Below are 15962 nucleotides of genomic sequence, written 5' to 3'. Positions count from 1 at the left end.
GGCGCACGACGGCGCCGCGCGCGCGCCACGCTAGCCTGCGGCCATGCAGTGGTGGAACGACTTCATCTCCTGGCTGACCGCGAGCACCTCCCAGTCGACGGTGTTCACCGCGATCGTGCTCTTCGTCGCCGTCCTCGCCGCGGGGCTCATCGCCGCGTGGATCTCGAGCGCCGCGATCCGCCGTGTCGTCGCGCAGCGCGACCGCGAGGCGAAGGCTGCGGCGATCGCCGCGCTCGTGGATGCCGCGACCGAGGCCTCCGTCTGGAACTCGCTCACCCCGCAGGAGCAGGTGCTCGCCGACCGCGCCGTGGGCCAGGCCGACATCGTCGTACGGCTGCTGCCGATCCGCGGTTCCGATGTCGCGGCGAACTGGGCGGCGCACCAGCTGCACGAACTCAAGCGGGCGTCGGCCACGTTCGGCTACCAGCTCGATCCCGCCGTCGTCGAGTTCCGCGACCGGCTGCTCGACTGGCAGCGCCACCCCGGCCGCAGCCGACGCCAGTTCCAGAACGACCTCGACCGCTGGCGCACCCAACGTCAGGAGCCCGACCAGGGAACGATCGACGCGCAGGACACGTGGGTCGCCGAGCAGCACCACGACCGCTACCGCGAGGTCGCGGCCACCGCTGATCCGGCGACTGCACCGACGCAGACCCTGCCGACCGGGTCGGAGGCTGCGACGGCCGCACTGTCCGAGGCCGAGCCCCGGCGCTGAGTTCGACGAGCTGCGGCCGGGCTCAGCGCCACCACTCGTCGAACATCGACGCGGGCACCGTGCGCTTGTGCCGTGTCTGGAGGTAGCGGGCCTCGATCTTCTCGGCGACCGCTTCGTCGACCTCCTCGCCCTCGAGGTAGGCGTCGATGTCCTGATAGCGGAGCCCGAGGTTCGCTTCGTCGGCCTGACCGGGATCGCCGTCGAGCAGATCGGCGGTGGGCACCTTCAGGTAGAGGCGCTCAGGTGCGCCGAGTTCTTCGAGCAACGACCGCCCCTGGCGTTTCGTCAGTCCGGTCAGCGGCACGAGGTCTGCGCCGCCGTCGCCGAATTTCGTGAAGAACCCGGTCAGCGCCTCAGCCGCATGGTCGGTCCCGACCACGAGCAGCCCGTACTCACCGGCGATCGCGTACTGCGCGATCATGCGCATGCGCGCCTTCACGTTCCCCTTGCCGAAATCGCTGATCGGCGCACCCACGGCCTCCGCGAAGTCGGCCGTGAACCCGTCGACGCCACCCTCGATGCCGAACACGATCGTCTCCTGCGGGTCGATGAAGCTCAGCGCGAGCTGCGCATCGGCCTCGTCGTGCTGGACGCCGTACGGCAACCGGACGGCGACGAAGCGGGCAGCCACGCCCTCGTCGACCAATTCGGCCACCGCCATCCGGCAGAGACGGCCGGCGAGCGACGAGTCCTGGCCCCCGCTGATGCCGAGGACGAACCCGCGAGCGCCGGTCGCGCGCAGGTAGTCCTTCAAGAAGTCGACTCGGCTCCGCACCTCGGCAGCCGGGTCGATGTCGGGGACGACGTCGAGTTCGTCGATGATTCGCGCCTGCAGGTCTCGCATGCCCCGACGATACCGCCGTCGTGTTTCCGCGAGGAAACACGCGCGCTCCACTAGCATCGCCGCAGGACACTCGCCGCCCAGGAGGACACGTGGAGTACTCGATCAGCACCATGGTGCTCGTCCCGGCGATCGCGGTCGCCGCACCGCTGATCGTGCGTGGTCTCGGCCGCTGGATCGCGATTCCGCTCGTCGTGTTCGAGATCGTGCTCGGCCTCGTGGTCGGGCCTTCGGTGCTGGGCTGGGTCGTCCCCGAGCAGTTCATGGGCATGCTCGCGGAGTTCGGCCTCGCGATGCTGTTCTTCCTGGCCGGCAACGAGATCGACTTCCGCGCCATCCGGGGGCGCCCGCTCAGCCGGGCTGCGATCGGCTGGATCATCTCGCTCGCGGCAGGCGTCGGCATCGCCGCACTCTTCGCCCCCGACCTGCCCGCCGCGGCATTCATCGGCATCGCGCTGACCTCGACCGCGCTCGGCACGCTCATGCCCGTGCTGCGGGACTCCGGTGACCTGACGACGCCGTTCGGCCTCTCCGTGCTCGCGATCGGGGCCGTCGGCGAGTTCGGTCCGCTGCTCGCGATCTCGCTGTTCCTGAGCGGGCGGTCGCCGCTCGTCGCAGCGATCGTGCTCGTCCTGTTCGCCGTCATCGCCGGCATCGCGATCTGGCTCGCCGCGAAGGGCGTCGGCAAGCGGATGCACGCGATCATCACCTCGACGCTGCACACCAGCGGACAGTTCGCCGTGCGCCTCGTCATCTTCATCCTGCTCGCACTCGTCGCGCTCAGCATCGTGCTCGACCTCGACATGCTCCTCGGCGCATTCACCGCCGGCGTGCTGTACCGGCTGATGCTGAGTGGAGCGCCCGAGCGCGACGCCGAGGCGATCGAGTCGAAACTCGAAGCCGTCGGCTACGGCTTCCTCGTGCCGGTCTTCTTCATCAACACGGGTATCACGTTCGATCTCGAGGCGCTCTTCGCCGACGGGCGCACGCTCGCGCTCCTCCCGATCTTCCTCGTGCTGCTGCTCATCGTCCGCGGCCTGCCCTCGATGCTCGCGGCGCCAGCGGGCTCGAGCCGACGCGACGTCGCAGCGACCGCGCTCTTCGGCGCGACGGGCCTTCCGATCATCGTCGCGGTCACGGCCATCGGCGTCGACGTCGGCGACCTCACGAGCGGCACCGCCGCGGCGCTCGTCGGCGCGGGCATGCTGTCGGTGCTGCTCTTCCCGCTCATCGCGCTCCTGCTGCGACGCCGCGGCAGCGCTTCGGGCGATCGCGCGATGACCGACGACGTGCACGTGCCGACTGAAGGCTGATCGCGCGTCGGGTCCCGAACCGCATGTTCGACGGGGCAGGGATCGCTATGCTGGCCTGAGCATCGTGCCACGGCCCCCCGTAGCTCAGTGGACAGAGCAGGTGGTTTCTACCCACTTGGTCGGGAGTTCGAATCTCTCCGGGGGGACCATTCACCATCCCCGTCGAGCAGGTCGAAATGCCATGATCGCGCGCGTCGTTGGATCGTGACGATCGCATGGCAGTTCCGGCAGCGAACGTCGCATTTCTCGATCTCGGCCTCGATGATCGCTCGGCTGCGTCCGCGACGAACCAGATTCGCGATCGAGTCGACCTTCGTTCCGCGGACGTGATCGAACTCGAGAACGCGCAGGTCGGTGATTCCACAGTCCACGCAGCCTGTTGCCAGGTGCCGTGCCACGAGTTCCCTCGCCAGGACGAGACGGCGCAGACTCGTAGCACGGACGTTGCGAGCATGACGTTCGAAATTGTCGCGGTAGTACGCCTTCTGACAGAGACGGCAGTACGAGTGCAATCCATCGCGGTTCTTCGGCGACCGGTTGAAATCCTCGCTCGACTTCGCTTCGTTGCACCGTGCGCAGCGTTTCATGCCCTGACCATATGCGGAGCAAACGACATTTCACGGGGGTGTCGGCGTGGCCGGATAGACTCGCCGCATGGCTTCATCGAGCGACAGACTGGTCTGGATCGACTGCGAGATGACCGGGCTCGACCTCGAGGTCGATGAGCTGGTCGAGATCGCCGTCGTCATCACCGACTACGACCTCCGTCCCGTCGACGGCGGGCTCAGCATCGTCATCAAACCCGACGCGAGCGCGCTCGAGTCCATGGGCGAGTTCGTGCGCCAGATGCACACGACTTCCGGCCTGATCGAGGAGATCCCGAACGGGGTCTCGGTCGCCGAGGCCGAGTACCAGGTGCTCGAGTACGTTCTGAAGCACGTTCCCGACGAGCAGAAGGCCCCCCTCGCCGGCAACTCCATCGGCACCGACCGTGCATTCCTCACGAAGTACATGCCCCGACTCGATGCGCACCTGCACTATCGCAACGTCGACGTCTCATCGATCAAAGAACTGGCCAAGCGTTGGTTCCCGCGTGCGTACTTCAACTCGCCCCCGAAGAACGGTGGGCACCGCGCTCTCGCCGACATCCTCGAGTCGATCCGTGAGCTCCACTACTACCGGCGAGCCGTGTTCGTCGCCGATCCCGGGCCCGCGAGCCACGAACTCCAGACGCTCGCTGCCGAGGTGGTCGCCGAGTTCGGGGAGAGCTCGAACGTGTAGTAGGCTCTATCCGTTGTCCTGATCGCCACGGTGATCGAGACGCATGGTGGGTATAGCTCAGTTGGTAGAGCGCCTGGTTGTGGTCCAGGAGGTCGCGGGTTCAAGCCCCGTTACTCACCCCAAGAGCGCCTGGTCACGGTACTCGTCCAGACGCAGGGTCGCGGGTTCAAGCCCCGTTACTCACCCCAAGGTGTATGCGAAGCGCGGGTCGGAGACGGCCCGCGTTTCGTGCATCCACCCCGCTGAGCGTCCAGATGGGAGAGACCGTGGAACTCGATGCCGAGACCTTCGAAGCGCTCGTCGTCGACGAACTCGACCAGTTGCCGGACGACATGATCGACGGGCTCGACAACGTCGTGTTCGTCGTCGAAGACCGCCCCGAAGACGGCTCGCTGGACCTGCTGGGTCTCTACGACGGCACGGCGCTGACCGAACGCGACCGATACGGCTTCGGCGAGATGCCCGATCGCATCATCCTCTACCGCGAGCCGCTGCTCGCGATCTGCGAAGACGAAGAAGAGCTCCGCGACGAGATCCACGTGACTCTCGTGCACGAGATCGCCCATTTCTACGGCATCGACGACGACCGGCTGCACGAGCTGGGCTGGGCCTGAGCTTCGCCGAGATACCCTGATCGTCATGAGTCTGTCCCCCGGCCGCATCGTCGGCATCGCCGTCGGCGCGGTCGCGATCCTCGCGGTCGGCGTCTACGGTCCCGCCATGCTCCTCGGTCCGCTGCCCGAGGCGAAGGTCCACGTCGCGGCGGCCGATGCGAAGACGCAGTCGGAGGCTCCGCCGATCGTGCTGCCCGAGGTCGGATCGAGCGCGCTCGCACTCGTCGACGACGACGGCGGTGCCTCGACGCTCACGACTTCCGGCGAAACCGGTGTCGTGCCGATCGGCGGCGCGGCGAAGCTCGTGACGGTGCTGGCGACGCTCGACGCCCTGCCGCTGCCCGAAGACGGCGGGCCCGGGCCGTCGATCAAGATCGGTCCGGCCGACTACACCGGCTACCTCGAACACTCCAAGGCCGGCAACCGCACGCTCCAGGTCTCACCCGGCGACAGCTGGACCGAGCGCGACGTCGTACGCGCCGCCCTGTTCGCATCGAGCAACAACCACGCCGACACCCTCGCCAGATGGGCCTTCGGCAGCCTCGACGGTTACGTCGACGAGGCGAACGCCTGGCTCGCCGAGCAGGGGTTCGAATCCACGCACGTCGCCGATGCCACGGGCCTCTCGGCGGACAACGTCGGTACGGCCGAAGAGCTCGCCCGACTGGGCGCGATGGCACTCGCGAATCCGCAGCTGGCCGCGCTCGTGGCCGACCCCGAGCGAAGCGACCCGACCTCGCGCAACGTGCCCGACGTCATCGCCCACCTCGGCGATCACGGCCTGCGCGCACTGTCGCGCAGCTACACGGACGAAGCGGGGGTGTCATTCGTCTTCACGACGACGGTGTCGGGCGACACCGATGACCCGCGCGTCGTCGTGGGCGCCATGACGATGATGCCCGACTACGAGACCCTCGACGAGGCTGCGGTCGCCGCCGCCGAGTCGGTCGAGGCGTCGGCGGTGCCGATCACCGTGATCGCGGCAGGAGCCACCTACGGGACCGTCGAGACCGCGTGGGGCGATCGCGCCGAGCTGGTTGCACGGACGGAGCGGACCGATGCTTCCTGGGGCAGCGATCCCGGCGAGGCATCCGTGGTCGTCGAACCGTTCTCAACCGCCACGGCCGGCCGCGCGGTCGGCACAGTGACCGTGCCGACCGCGAGCGGCGACATCGGCAGTGAGCTCGAACTCTCGTCGGACATCGACGACCCCGGTCCCCTGTGGCGCCTCGCCAACCCGTTCGCGCTGATCGACGCCTTCGTCAGCGGGCAGGCCGGGTAGGCGCGAACGCGGACGCCCGCGCGCCTTCGCGCGTCAGTCGTTCTCGTCGTCCGACTCGACCGGATCGGAGTCGCCGGCATCGAAGCTGAAGCGCACCCGCAACTCGCCGGCCACCTCGCGCTCGTCGACGGCGTCGTACCAGAAGAGCGATTCGAGACCGTCGACCGCGGCGACCATGCCGACGCGCTGCTCGGGCTTGCCCCCGACGAGGGCTCGGTGGTCGAACTCGCCCTCGAGCGGTCCGTCGATGAACTCTGCGACGTACTGGGCGCCGACCGTATCTGCACTCATATCCCTACCGTAGACCCCGCGGTACCGCGTCGGGCAGTGCCAGGACGAGGTCGGCCGAGCGTAGCGGCGCCGTGCGGTGCACGTAGCGGCGCCATTCGGTCTCCCAGAGATCCCAGAACGGGTCGAATCCCCCGGCGTCGCGTTCGAGCGCGCGACGCTTCCGCGTCGCCTCCGCGGCACGCAGCCAGACTCGGACGACGCCCGGACGTCCAGCGGTCGCCTCGAAGGCGCCGCAACCCTCGACGATGAGCGGCCCGCCCGGCAGGACGATCGCCGCGGTGCCGGATCGATCATGGCTCCAGTCCCAACGCCGCCATCCGCCCGGCACGCCGCGGCCGAGCGGTGCGAGGAGGGTGCGATCGAGCGATCCTGCGGCCCTCGCGAGTCCGTACCAGCCCGGGTAGACCGAGTCGAGGGCGACGACGCGCGGCGCGGTGGCCGGAGGCCACGCATCCGCGAGTGCACCGGCGAACGTCGACTTCCCGGCTCCGCTCGGCCCGTCGATCGCGACCGCTGCAAGCGGTGCGAGCCGGCGCCGGCGTCGGACCTCGGCGAGCACGCGCGCGACCGCGGCCGCGTCGCTCACGCCCACACCGGATGGAACGTGCCGGCCCAGACCGCGGCTCCGAGCGCCGCCGCGGCGACGGCCAGCGCGATCGCGATGAGCGCCCAGTCGCTTCCGCCGACGGTCGACTCCCGCGCCCAGGTGCGGGTGCGGTCGCTGCCGAATCCCCGTGCCTCCATGGCTGTCGCGAGCTTGGAACCGCGACGGATCGCGAGCACGAGCAGCGCGAACGCCATCGTCGCGAATCGACGCAGCGCGCCGGTGTCGCCGATCCCCCGCGCCCGACGGCTGAGTGCCATCGCGTGCCAGTCCTCGATGAAGAGGCCGACGAGCCTGGCTCCGGCGAGTGCACCGAGCACGAATCGGCTCGGCAGTCGCCAGACCTGTGCCAGGCCGTCGGCGAGTTCGGTCGGATCGACGCGCAGGAACAGCAGCACGGCCGGCAAGCCGATCGCGAGCACCCGGATCGTCACCGCGATCGCGAGCTCGATCGATCCGTCGGTGATGCGCGCGAGCCAGAAGCTCCAGTACTCCTCGCCCGACGGCCGACCGTAGAGCAGCATGCTGATGCCCGCGATGGGTGCTGCGAGGAGGATCGGCCACGCCCGCCGCACGAGCATGCCGAGCCGCACCCCGGCGAGCGTGAAGAGGAGCACCTCGATGACCAGGGCGGTGGCGGCACTGACCCAATCGACCGTGAACAGCAGGGGCGTGGTCACGAGCATCGCGGCCGCGAGTTTCGTCACGGGGTTCACCCGATCGATCAGACGCAGTGGCGGGGCGTCCTGGATGCCGATCGTCGCCGTCACGCGAAGGCCCGTTCGGTCGAGTGCTCGAGCTGGATGCGATCGTCGCCGAGCGCCCCGATGTACGCCGCGTCGTGGGTGACCGACAGCAGGGTCAGCCCGTCGTCGACGAGCGTTCGCAGGAGGGTCGTCAGCTCGAGCCAGGTCGTCCGGTCCTGGCCGAAGGTGGGTTCGTCGAGGATGAGCACCGACGGCCGCGCGGCGAGCACCGCGGCCACCGACAGCCGTCGCTTCTCGCCGCCGGACAGCGTGAACGGATTCGCCCGCGCGATCCGTTCGAGCCGCAGCCGTGCGAGCAGTTCGTCGACGCGTTCTGCGGTCTCGCGGTCACCGAGTCGGAGCGCACGTGGCGCGACCTCGAGTTCGGCGCGGACCGTGCTGGTCACGAACTGGTGCTCCGGCTCCTGGAAGACGGTGCCGATCCGGGTCAGCAGATCACGGGAGCGCCAGGCGATGGGATCACCGCGCAGACCGGCCGAGAGTGAAGCGGATGCCTCGACCCTTCCCTCGATCGGACGAAGCAGTCCACCGAGGGTGAGGGCGAGGGTCGACTTGCCCGCCCCGTTCGGCCCGGTGACGACGGTGCTCGTGCCGCGGAGGAGCTCAAGCTCGAGTCCTCGCTGCACCACGCCCTTCACGCTGCGGCCGATGGCGAGTCCTCGAGCGGCGATCATCGGATCGGGTGCCGTGCCGTCGGTCGCCCTCGCCGTCCCTGCGCCGAGTGGCGCACCCGGTACCCAGACGCCGGCGTCGAGGAGCGCGTCCCGCTCACGGGCGAGCACGAGCCGGGGCGCACCATCGGCGATCAAGCGGCCATCGTGGCCCAGCACGACGACCCGATCGACCAGGTCGGCCCAGATGTCGACCCGGTGCTCGACGACGACGAGCGTCGAACCGTGGCGATCGAGCACCCGTTCCACCGCGGCCCGGACCTCGCGGACGCCCGCAGGGTCGAGGTTCGCGGTCGGCTCGTCGAGCAGCAGCAGGCCGGGACGCATCGCGAGCGCACCGGCCAGCGCCAACCGCTGCTTCTGGCCGCCGGACAGCGCCGAGGTCGGGTGGTCGAGCGGCACATCGAGCCCGACGTCGTCGAGCGCGACGTGCACGCGGCGCCAGATCTCGTCTCGCGGCACGCCGAGGTTCTCGCACCCGAACGCGACGTCGTCGCCGACGCGCGCGAGGATCACCTGCGAGTCGGGGTCCTGCAGCACGAGGCCGGCCCGGCCGCGGGCGCGGGCCGGCTCGATGCCGTCGACCAGGAGTTCGCCGAAGGCCTCGCCCTCGTCATCGCCGCCGTGCACGCCGGCCATGGCGTGCAGCAGCGTCGACTTGCCCGCCCCGCTCGGGCCGACGAGGAGCACGCGCTCCCCGGGTTCGACGCGCAGGTCGACCCCCTGGACGGCCGGTCGGAGCCGGGACGCATGACGCCAGCCCCAGCCGCGCGCGTCGACGGCGGCGGGGTGCGTCGCAAGCCCTTCGGACACGTCAGACCCGCTGCGCCACGTCCTGGCCGGCTGCGAACCGGTTGAGCGCGCCGGTCGCCGCGATCGCGCGCACGAGCAGCCAGCCGACGAGGCCGGCCAGGATCGCGCCCGACACGACGAGGGTTCCGAGGTAGAGGGCGAGGAACTCCGGAGACTTCTGCAGGTTGCCCGACGTGAAGAGCTCGAGGGTCCATGCGCCGACGCCGGCCGCCGCGCCGGCGAGCATCGCCTGCAGCAGGCCGAATCGCCGGTAGAGGAAGAGCGCGAAGACGAGCTCGGCGCCGAGGCCCTGCGCGAGCCCCGAGTAGATGGTCTCGATCGCCCACTGGTTGCCGACGAGCATCGACACGGTGGCGGCGAGCAGCTCGACGAAGAGGGCGGCGCCCGGCTTGCGGATCACGAGGCCGCCGAGCACGCCCCCGAGCAGCCAGATGCCGACCGCGATGCCGCCGAGGCCGGGTGTCACGGCGTCGGCCGCGACGAACCACGCGTAGCCGACGCTGTTCCAGAAGATGAAGACCACCCCGGTCGCGATGCCGAGCACCGCGGCGACGACGATGTCGACGACACGCCAGCGGAGGTTGCGCTTCTGCGTGGTCGCGGCGGTGGTGGATGGTGCGGTTGCGTGCACTGTCGTGCCCTTTCGATCGTTGGAAAGAGGCACGGGATGTTGAGATCGATTGCCCTCCCTGCGCTGGCATGACCCAGATCAGGTTCGACGGTCGAAGGTTGAGAACCTTCCTCTCAGCCCGGCTCACCGGACTCCCGTGTTCACCGACGAGTATACGCGCGGCACGGTCGCGTGACGCCGTGCGACGGACACCCCGCGTCGCCGACGCCGGAAGCGGTGGAGACCGGGATCGGAATTTGGGTCAGTGCTTGAGCGCGCGGATGACCGCCTTGAGCGCCTTGCCGGTGACCCAGATGAGTGGCGTCGCAACGAGCAGGAGTCCGATGAGGTTCGGCTCGAAGCGGACGTCGCCGCCCCGGCCGACGTATGCGCCGAGCGGAATGGACAGTCCGCCGCCGCCACCACCGCCGGCCTGGTCACCGCCCGCGTCGCTGCCGCTGCCGGCGCCGAACCCGTAGTAGCCGAGTGCGACGGGCACGACCTTGGTGCCGTCGAGGTCGACCGTCTCGCCGTACGAGGTCTTCACCCCGACGCCGGCGACGGTCTCTGCGAGTTCGAGGACGAGATCAGCCATGGTGGCCACGCTACCCGCCGAACTGCGTTCGATCCACCCCCGCGCGGCCCTCCGCCGCTTCCACCGCCTCGGCGGCCGCCCGGTCGCGCATCGCCGCGTCGACGGGCGTGCGTCGTATCGACTCGACGCGCGCAGCGGCCTCACCGGGCCGTACGAGCGCGGCCGGCCGCACGGCACCCCGGCCGAAGCGAGCGGTCACCTCGTCGATCGCGCGCTCGGCCTCACGCCACTCCTCGTCGGGGTCCCACAGGGCGGCCCCGCCGCCGGAGGGCCGCAGCTGCTCGGCGCGGACGCCGATCAGCCTGATGCGCGCACCGTCGCCCACGAGTTCACCGAGGGCCGCGGACGCCTCGTCGTAGATGCGCCGGGCGACATCGGTGGGTTCACCGAGCGTGCGCGACCTCGTGACGGTGCGGAAGTCGCCGTAACGCAGCTTGAGCACGACGGTGCGCCCGACTGCGCCGGCCTTGCGCAGGCGCACGGCGACATCGTCGGAGAGCCGCAGCAGCTCCCGCCGGATCTGCTCGGGATCACGCAGGTCGTGGTCGAAGGTGACCTCGTGCCCGATGCTCTTCTCGGACCTCGTGGTCTCGACGTCGCGCGGATCGATGCCGTTCGCGAGCCGAGCGAGTCGAGCCGCGAGCGCCGGGCCCACCGCTCGTTCGAGGGCGTCCGACGGCATCTCGGCGACATCGCCGACCGTGCGCAGTCCGAGTCTCGTCAGCGACTCCTCGGTGACACGACCGACGCCCCACAACGCCGAGACCGGCAACGGATGCAGGAACGACAACGTGTCGGCTGCGGGCACCACCAGCATCCCGTCGGGCTTCGCCCGGCCGGAGGCCACCTTCGCGACGTACTTCGTCGCCGCGACGCCGATCGAGCACGTCAGGCCGGTCTCGGCACGGACGCGCTCGCGGATCGTCCAGGCGATCTGCGCGGGGCTGCCGTGGAGACGGCGCGCCCCGGAGACGTCGAGGAACGCCTCGTCGATGGAGAGCGGCTCCACGAGCGGGGTGACCTGCTCGAAGATCTCCATCACCCGCTTCGAGTAGCGCGAGTAGCTCGCGTAGTCGCCGCGCAGGACGATCGCGTTCGGGCACCGCTGCAGGGCCACCGACATCGGCATCGCCGAGTTCACGCCGTACCTGCGGGCCTCGTAGCTCGCAGCCGAGACGACCCCGCGCCCGGCGGCACCGCCGACGAGCACGGGCTTGCCGCGCAGCTCGGGACGACTGAGCAACTCGACCGAGACGAAGAACGCGTCCATGTCGACGTGCAGGATCGGGGTCGCCGAATCGTCGACCGGTCCCGTCGTCACCTGGCGCGACGAGCCGTCCTGCTTGCTCATGTTGCGACCCTATCCTGAGCCGGCGACACCCAGTTCTCGTCGAGCGCGGCCGGCCGTCTCAGCTCAGAAGCCGAAGTCGCCGCCGCCGAAGTCGCCGCCGCCGAAGTCGCCGCCGAACCCGCCGAAGTCTCCACCGGTGTCGCCCGATGCATCGACCGAGCCCGGGTCCGCCCCGGTGTCGGCCGCCCCCTGATCGCCGCCGGCGTCGAACGAGGTCGCATCCGGGAGGATCGCGTCGGCGATCGCGGTACCGACCACGACTCCGGCGATGGAGCCGAGCAGCGAGCTGCCGAACATCGAGCCGAACGACGGGCCGCCGGGACGGCCGGCGGCACCGGCCTGGCCTGCCGGCCCCGCGGGGGCAGCATTCGCGAAGGCGCGCTCCATGCTGCCGGGCGCGCGCAGCTCCTGCCTGGTAGCCGCACGCGCGAGTGCGCTCGGCTCGTCCGAGACGAGTCGCTCCCCCGCCGGAGCCTGGTCGGCGAGTGCGCGGTAGACCTGCTGACGCTGCTCGGGCGTGAGCTTCGCGAACGCCTCTGCGTGCACTTGTTCGATCGCCTCCGGCGGAGCCGTGCGCAGCAGGTAGCGGTAGCGCTCGATCGCGAGCTCATCCTGCGTGAGCTGACGGGCCGGCGCCTGGGGCAGCGGGCGCTGCGGTTCGGGGGCGCCGAAGAGTCGATCGAAGAATCCCATGGTGTCCTCGCTGATCGTGAAGGGTGTCCATGCATTCTCGCGGTGCCCGCCTTGAAACGGCTGAGAGCCGGGCCGAGGCATCCGCCCTCGACCCGGCTCTCGGAAGCCGCGCCCTACGACTGCTGGGCGCGCTCGAGCACGAGCTCGCGCACGCGAGCCGCGTCGGCCTTGCCCTGCATCGCCTTCATGACGGCCCCGATCACGGCACCGGCGGCCTGCACCTTGCCGTCGCGGATCTTCGCGAGCACATCGGGCTGCGAGGCGAGGGCCTCGTCGATCGCGGCGATCAATGCGCCGTCGTCGGACACGACCGCGAGCCCACGGGCGTCGACGATCTCCTGCGGCGAGCCCTCGCCCGCGACGACGCCCTCGAGCACCTGGCGTGCGAGGCGGTCGGTGAGCGTGCCGGCATCGACGAGCGCGGCGAGCTCGGCGACGTGCTCGGGCGAGGCCAGCGCCGAGGCATCCGTCTCGCTCGCGTTCGCGAGCCGGGTGAGCTCGCCCGTCCACCACTTGCGGGCGGCGGCCGGGCTCGCGCCGGCTTCGATCGTCGCGGAGACCTCGTTGAGGAGACCGCCGTTCACGACGTCCTGGAACTCGAGGTCGGTGAAGCCCCACTCGGCCTTGAGCCGGCGCCGGCGCGCTGCGGGCGCTTCGGGGAGCGCCGCACGCAGCGCCTCGACGAGCTCGGTCGAGGGCACGACCGGCACGAGGTCGGGCTCGGGGAAGTAGCGGTAGTCATCGGCGTCGGACTTCGGACGGCCGGGGCTCGTCGTGCCCGTGTCCTCGTGCCAGTGCCGGGTCTCCTGCGTGATCGAGCCGCCCTTCGCGAGGATCGCGGCCTGGCGCTGGATCTCGTAGCGCACCGCCCGCTCGATCGAACGGAACGAGTTCACGTTCTTCGTCTCGGTGCGGATGCCGAGCTTCTCCGCACCGCGCGGGCGCAGCGAGACGTTCGCGTCGCAGCGCAGGTTGCCGCGCTCCATGCGGGCCTCGGAGATGCCGAGCGCGATCGCGATGTCGCGGATCGTCGACACGTATGCCTTCGCCAGTTCGGGCGCATCGCCCTCGGCGCCGAAGATCGGCTTCGTGACGATCTCGACGAGCGGCACCCCGGCACGGTTGTAGTCGACGAGCGAGTACTCGGCGCCCTGGATGCGACCGGTCGCGCCACCCACGTGCGTGAGCTTGCCCGCGTCCTCCTCCATGTGGGCGCGCTCGATCGGCACCTGGAAGGTGCGTCCGTCGGCGAGCTCGACCTCGACCGAGCCCTCGAACGCGATCGGCTCGTCGTACTGGGAGATCTGGTAGTTCTTCGCGAGGTCGGGGTAGAAGTAGTTCTTGCGCGCGAAGCGGCTCGACGCGGCGATCGAGCACCCGAGCGCCAGGCCGAGCGAGATCGACTTCTCGACCGCTTCGCCGTTCACGACGGGCAGCGATCCGGGCAGGCCGAGGCACACGGGCGAGACGAGCGTGTTCGGCTCGGCGCCGTGGTACTTCTCGTTCGCCGGGTTCGGCGCGGGCGAGAACATCTTGGTCTCGGTGTTGAGCTCGACGTGCACCTCGAGGCCGATCACCGGCTCGAAGAGCTCGAGCGCCTTGTCGTAGTCCATCAGTTCGACGCGCGCCATCAGAGTGCGCCCTCCTCGGTCGCGGTGAGCTCGTGGGTGGTCAGGTCGGGCGCCTTCGCGAGGATGGGTCCGCCCCACTCGGCGACGAGCAGCTGCTCGAGCGCGCTACCGACGTTGTAGAGGCGTGCGTCCTCGCGCGCCGGCGCGAGGAACTGGATGCCGACCGGCAGGCCGTCCTCGGGCGCGAGGCCCGAGGGCAGCGAGATGCCCGGGACGCCGGCGAGGTTCGCCGGGATCGTCGCGACGTCGTTGAGGTACATCGCGAGCGGGTCGTCGAGCTTCTCGCCCAGCCGGAACGCGGTGGTCGGCGCGGTCGGCGTGGCGAGCACATCGACCTGCTCGAAGGCCGCGTCGAAGTCGCGCTGCACGAGCGTGCGCACCTTCTGCGCGCTGCCGTAGTACGCGTCGTAGTAGCCCGCCGAGAGCGCGTAGGTGCCGAGGATGATGCGGCGCTTGACCTCGGGACCGAAGCCGGCTTCGCGCGTCGCGGCCATGACCTGCTCGACCGTGCCACCGCCGTCGGGCGTCACCCGCAGGCCGAAGCGCACCGAGTCGAACTTCGCGAGGTTCGACGACGCCTCAGCCGGAAGGATGAGGTAGTAGGCCGCGATCGAGTACTCGAAGTTCGGGGCGGAGACCTCGACGATCTCGGCACCCTGCTTCTCGAGGAGGTCGAGCGACTCGTGGAACCGCTGACGCACGCCCGCCTGGAATCCGTCGGAGTCGAGCTCCTTCACGACGCCGATGCGCAAACCCTTCACGTCGGCGTTGCGCGCCGCCTCGGCCATCGAGGGCCAGGCCATGTCGATCGACGTCGAGTCGTGCGGGTCGTGACCCGCGATGACGTCGTGCAGGAGCGCCGCGTCGAGCACCGCACGAGTCACGGGGCCGATCTGGTCGAGGCTCGACGCGAGCGCGATCGAGCCGTAGCGGCTGACGGCGCCGTAGGTCGGCTTCACGCCGACCGTGCCGGTCACGTGCGCGGGCTGGCGGATCGAGCCGCCGGTGTCGCTGCCGAGCGCGAGCGGTGCCTCGAACGCGGCGACCGAGGCGGCCGAGCCGCCGCCCGAGCCGCCGGGGATGCGCTCGAGGTCCCACGGGTTGTGGGTCGGACCGTAAGCCGAGTGCTCGGTCGACGAGCCCATCGCGAACTCGTCCATGTTGGTCTTGCCGAGCGGGATGAGCCCTGCCTCGCGGACCTTGCGCACGGGCGTCGCGTCGTAGGGCGGGATCCACCCCTCGAGGATCTTGGAGCCCGACGTCGAGGGCATGCCCTCGGTGACGAGCACGTCCTTGACGGCGATCGGCACCCCCGCGAGCTCGCCGAGCGACTCGCCGGCGGCGCGGGCGCGGTCGACCTCCGCGGCGGCCGCGAGGGCGCGTTCGGCGTCGACGTGGAGGAACGCGTGCACGGCGCCGTCCACGGCGGCGATGCGGTCGAGGTGCGCCCGGGTCGCCTCGACGGACGAGACGTCGCCGGCGGTGAGGCGGCCCGCGAGGTCGGCGGCGTTCAGCCGGATGAGGTCGTCGGCGTGGCTCACTGCTCCTCCCCCAGGATCGCGGAGACGACGAACCGGTCGCCGTCGCGCTCGGGGGCGCCGGCGAGCGCCTGCGCGGGCGTCAGCACGTCGTCGGTCACGACGTCGGCGCGGAAGACGTTCTGCATCGGGATGGGGTGGCTGGTGGGCGGCACCTCGGGGGTCGCGACGCGATTCACCTGCTCGACGGCCTGCATGATCTGGCCGAGCTCGGTGGTGAGGTGCGCGATCTCCTCTTCGGTGAGCGCGATGCGAGCGAGGGTCGCGAGATGCGCGACCTGCTCGGCACTGATTTCAGGCATGCTGCTCCGAACGTGTCGTGACGGGATGCACCGATTCTATCGGGGCGTTC

17 protein-coding genes, 2 tRNA genes and 1 riboswitch are annotated in these 15962 nt (G+C 70.2%); of the genes, 7 read left to right on the top strand and 12 right to left on the bottom strand.

The genetic code is table 11. The features are described from left to right. Window positions 1–43: 43 nt before the first annotated feature. Window positions 44–715 (top strand): hypothetical protein, encoded by a 672-nt coding sequence (locus MUN74_RS16925; protein WP_244853786.1) that lies wholly within the window; start codon window positions 44–46, stop codon window positions 713–715. A gap of 22 nt (window positions 716–737) precedes the next feature. Here MUN74_RS16925 and nadE read toward each other — a convergent pair whose 3' ends face one another. After that, window positions 738–1559, bottom strand: coding sequence for an ammonia-dependent NAD(+) synthetase (nadE, locus tag MUN74_RS16920; protein WP_244853785.1), 822 nt, complete (start codon window positions 1557–1559; stop codon window positions 738–740). Between the two features lie 89 nt (window positions 1560–1648). Between nadE and MUN74_RS16915 the strand changes: the two genes are divergently transcribed. The 6 genes from MUN74_RS16915 (at window position 1649) to MUN74_RS16890 (ending at window position 6046) form a co-directional block, all read left to right on the top strand. Beyond that, window positions 1649–2869, top strand: coding sequence for a cation:proton antiporter (locus tag MUN74_RS16915; protein WP_244853784.1), 1221 nt, complete (start codon window positions 1649–1651; stop codon window positions 2867–2869). A gap of 73 nt (window positions 2870–2942) precedes the next feature. Continuing rightward, window positions 2943–3018, top strand: a tRNA-Arg gene (locus MUN74_RS16910). Window positions 3019–3523: 505 nt separating this feature from the next. After that, entirely contained in the window at window positions 3524–4150 is a 627-nt protein-coding gene (orn, locus tag MUN74_RS16905) for an oligoribonuclease (RefSeq protein WP_244853783.1), read from the top strand. Between the two features lie 46 nt (window positions 4151–4196). Continuing rightward, window positions 4197–4272 (top strand) — tRNA-His (locus MUN74_RS16900). Window positions 4273–4404: 132 nt separating this feature from the next. Next, window positions 4405–4764 carry a metallopeptidase family protein gene (locus MUN74_RS16895; RefSeq protein WP_244853782.1) on the top strand — a complete coding sequence of 120 codons (360 nt, stop codon included), beginning with the start codon at window positions 4405–4407 and terminating at the stop codon, window positions 4762–4764. Between the two features lie 25 nt (window positions 4765–4789). Next, window positions 4790–6046 carry a D-alanyl-D-alanine carboxypeptidase family protein gene (locus tag MUN74_RS16890; RefSeq protein WP_244853781.1) on the top strand — a complete coding sequence of 419 codons (1257 nt, stop codon included), beginning with the start codon at window positions 4790–4792 and terminating at the stop codon, window positions 6044–6046. Between the two features lie 33 nt (window positions 6047–6079). Here MUN74_RS16890 and MUN74_RS16885 read toward each other — a convergent pair whose 3' ends face one another. The 11 genes from MUN74_RS16885 to gatC all read right to left on the bottom strand — a co-directional run bounded on the left by MUN74_RS16885 (window position 6080) and on the right by gatC (window position 15912). Then, on the bottom strand, window positions 6080–6337 hold the full coding sequence (locus MUN74_RS16885) for a hypothetical protein (protein WP_244853780.1): 258 nt from the start codon (window positions 6335–6337) through the stop codon (window positions 6080–6082). Window positions 6338–6341: 4 nt separating this feature from the next. Beyond that, entirely contained in the window at window positions 6342–6923 is a 582-nt protein-coding gene (locus MUN74_RS16880) for a nucleoside/nucleotide kinase family protein (protein ID WP_244853779.1), read from the bottom strand. Beyond that, window positions 6920–7711, bottom strand: a complete 792-nt coding sequence (locus MUN74_RS16875) for an energy-coupling factor transporter transmembrane component T family protein (protein WP_244853778.1) — start codon at window positions 7709–7711, stop codon at window positions 6920–6922. The genes MUN74_RS16880 and MUN74_RS16875 overlap by 4 nt, the downstream gene beginning before the upstream one ends. Then, the gene (locus MUN74_RS16870) at window positions 7708–9192 is read right to left on the bottom strand and encodes an ATP-binding cassette domain-containing protein (protein ID WP_244853777.1); all 1485 of its coding nucleotides are present in this window, start codon (window positions 9190–9192) and stop codon (window positions 7708–7710) included. Before MUN74_RS16870 ends, MUN74_RS16875 begins: the two co-directional genes overlap by 4 nt. A gap of 1 nt (window position 9193) precedes the next feature. Further along, window positions 9194–9823, bottom strand: coding sequence for an ECF transporter S component (locus tag MUN74_RS16865; protein WP_244853776.1), 630 nt, complete (start codon window positions 9821–9823; stop codon window positions 9194–9196). A gap of 38 nt (window positions 9824–9861) precedes the next feature. Continuing rightward, window positions 9862–9971: riboswitch (TPP riboswitch) on the bottom strand. Window positions 9972–10064: 93 nt separating this feature from the next. Beyond that, on the bottom strand, window positions 10065–10397 hold the full coding sequence (locus tag MUN74_RS16860) for a hypothetical protein (RefSeq protein WP_244853775.1): 333 nt from the start codon (window positions 10395–10397) through the stop codon (window positions 10065–10067). A gap of 10 nt (window positions 10398–10407) precedes the next feature. Then, window positions 10408–11748, bottom strand: coding sequence for a DNA polymerase IV (locus tag MUN74_RS16855; protein WP_244853774.1), 1341 nt, complete (start codon window positions 11746–11748; stop codon window positions 10408–10410). 63 nt (window positions 11749–11811) lie between these two features. Beyond that, on the bottom strand, window positions 11812–12441 hold the full coding sequence (locus MUN74_RS16850; RefSeq protein WP_244853773.1) for a hypothetical protein: 630 nt from the start codon (window positions 12439–12441) through the stop codon (window positions 11812–11814). Between the two features lie 113 nt (window positions 12442–12554). Next, window positions 12555–14072 (bottom strand): Asp-tRNA(Asn)/Glu-tRNA(Gln) amidotransferase subunit GatB, encoded by a 1518-nt coding sequence (gatB, locus tag MUN74_RS16845; protein WP_244853772.1) that lies wholly within the window; start codon window positions 14070–14072, stop codon window positions 12555–12557. Beyond that, window positions 14072–15613 carry an Asp-tRNA(Asn)/Glu-tRNA(Gln) amidotransferase subunit GatA gene (gene gatA, locus MUN74_RS16840; RefSeq protein ID WP_244853771.1) on the bottom strand — a complete coding sequence of 514 codons (1542 nt, stop codon included), beginning with the start codon at window positions 15611–15613 and terminating at the stop codon, window positions 14072–14074. Before gatA ends, gatB begins: the two co-directional genes overlap by 1 nt. Next, complete coding sequence (gene gatC / locus MUN74_RS16835) at window positions 15610–15912, bottom strand: Asp-tRNA(Asn)/Glu-tRNA(Gln) amidotransferase subunit GatC (RefSeq protein ID WP_244853770.1); 303 nt, start codon at window positions 15910–15912, stop codon at window positions 15610–15612. Before gatC ends, gatA begins: the two co-directional genes overlap by 4 nt. Between the last annotated feature and the right edge of the window lie 50 nt (window positions 15913–15962).

The sequence above is a fragment of the Agromyces sp. H17E-10 genome (genome assembly GCF_022919715.1).
Classification (GTDB): domain Bacteria; phylum Actinomycetota; class Actinomycetes; order Actinomycetales; family Microbacteriaceae; genus Agromyces.
The sequence above is the reverse complement of the archived record's forward strand: the minus strand, read 5'-3'. Positions and strand labels throughout refer to the sequence as shown.

Coding starts and splice junctions, on each gene's coding strand:
- gatB (WP_244853772.1), bottom strand. CDS start 14,072: ATGGCGCGCGTCGAACTGATGGACTACGACAAGGCGCTCGAGCTCTTC.
- MUN74_RS16850 (WP_244853773.1), bottom strand. CDS start 12,441: ATGGGATTCTTCGATCGACTCTTCGGCGCCCCCGAACCGCAGCGCCCG.
- orn (WP_244853783.1), top strand. CDS start 3,524: ATGGCTTCATCGAGCGACAGACTGGTCTGGATCGACTGCGAGATGACC.
- MUN74_RS16890 (WP_244853781.1), top strand. CDS start 4,790: ATGAGTCTGTCCCCCGGCCGCATCGTCGGCATCGCCGTCGGCGCGGTC.
- gatC (WP_244853770.1), bottom strand. CDS start 15,912: ATGCCTGAAATCAGTGCCGAGCAGGTCGCGCATCTCGCGACCCTCGCT.
- MUN74_RS16895 (WP_244853782.1), top strand. CDS start 4,405: ATGGGAGAGACCGTGGAACTCGATGCCGAGACCTTCGAAGCGCTCGTC.
- MUN74_RS16855 (WP_244853774.1), bottom strand. CDS start 11,748: ATGAGCAAGCAGGACGGCTCGTCGCGCCAGGTGACGACGGGACCGGTC.
- MUN74_RS16925 (WP_244853786.1), top strand. CDS start 44: ATGCAGTGGTGGAACGACTTCATCTCCTGGCTGACCGCGAGCACCTCC.
- nadE (WP_244853785.1), bottom strand. CDS start 1,559: ATGCGAGACCTGCAGGCGCGAATCATCGACGAACTCGACGTCGTCCCC.
- MUN74_RS16885 (WP_244853780.1), bottom strand. CDS start 6,337: ATGAGTGCAGATACGGTCGGCGCCCAGTACGTCGCAGAGTTCATCGAC.
- MUN74_RS16860 (WP_244853775.1), bottom strand. CDS start 10,397: ATGGCTGATCTCGTCCTCGAACTCGCAGAGACCGTCGCCGGCGTCGGG.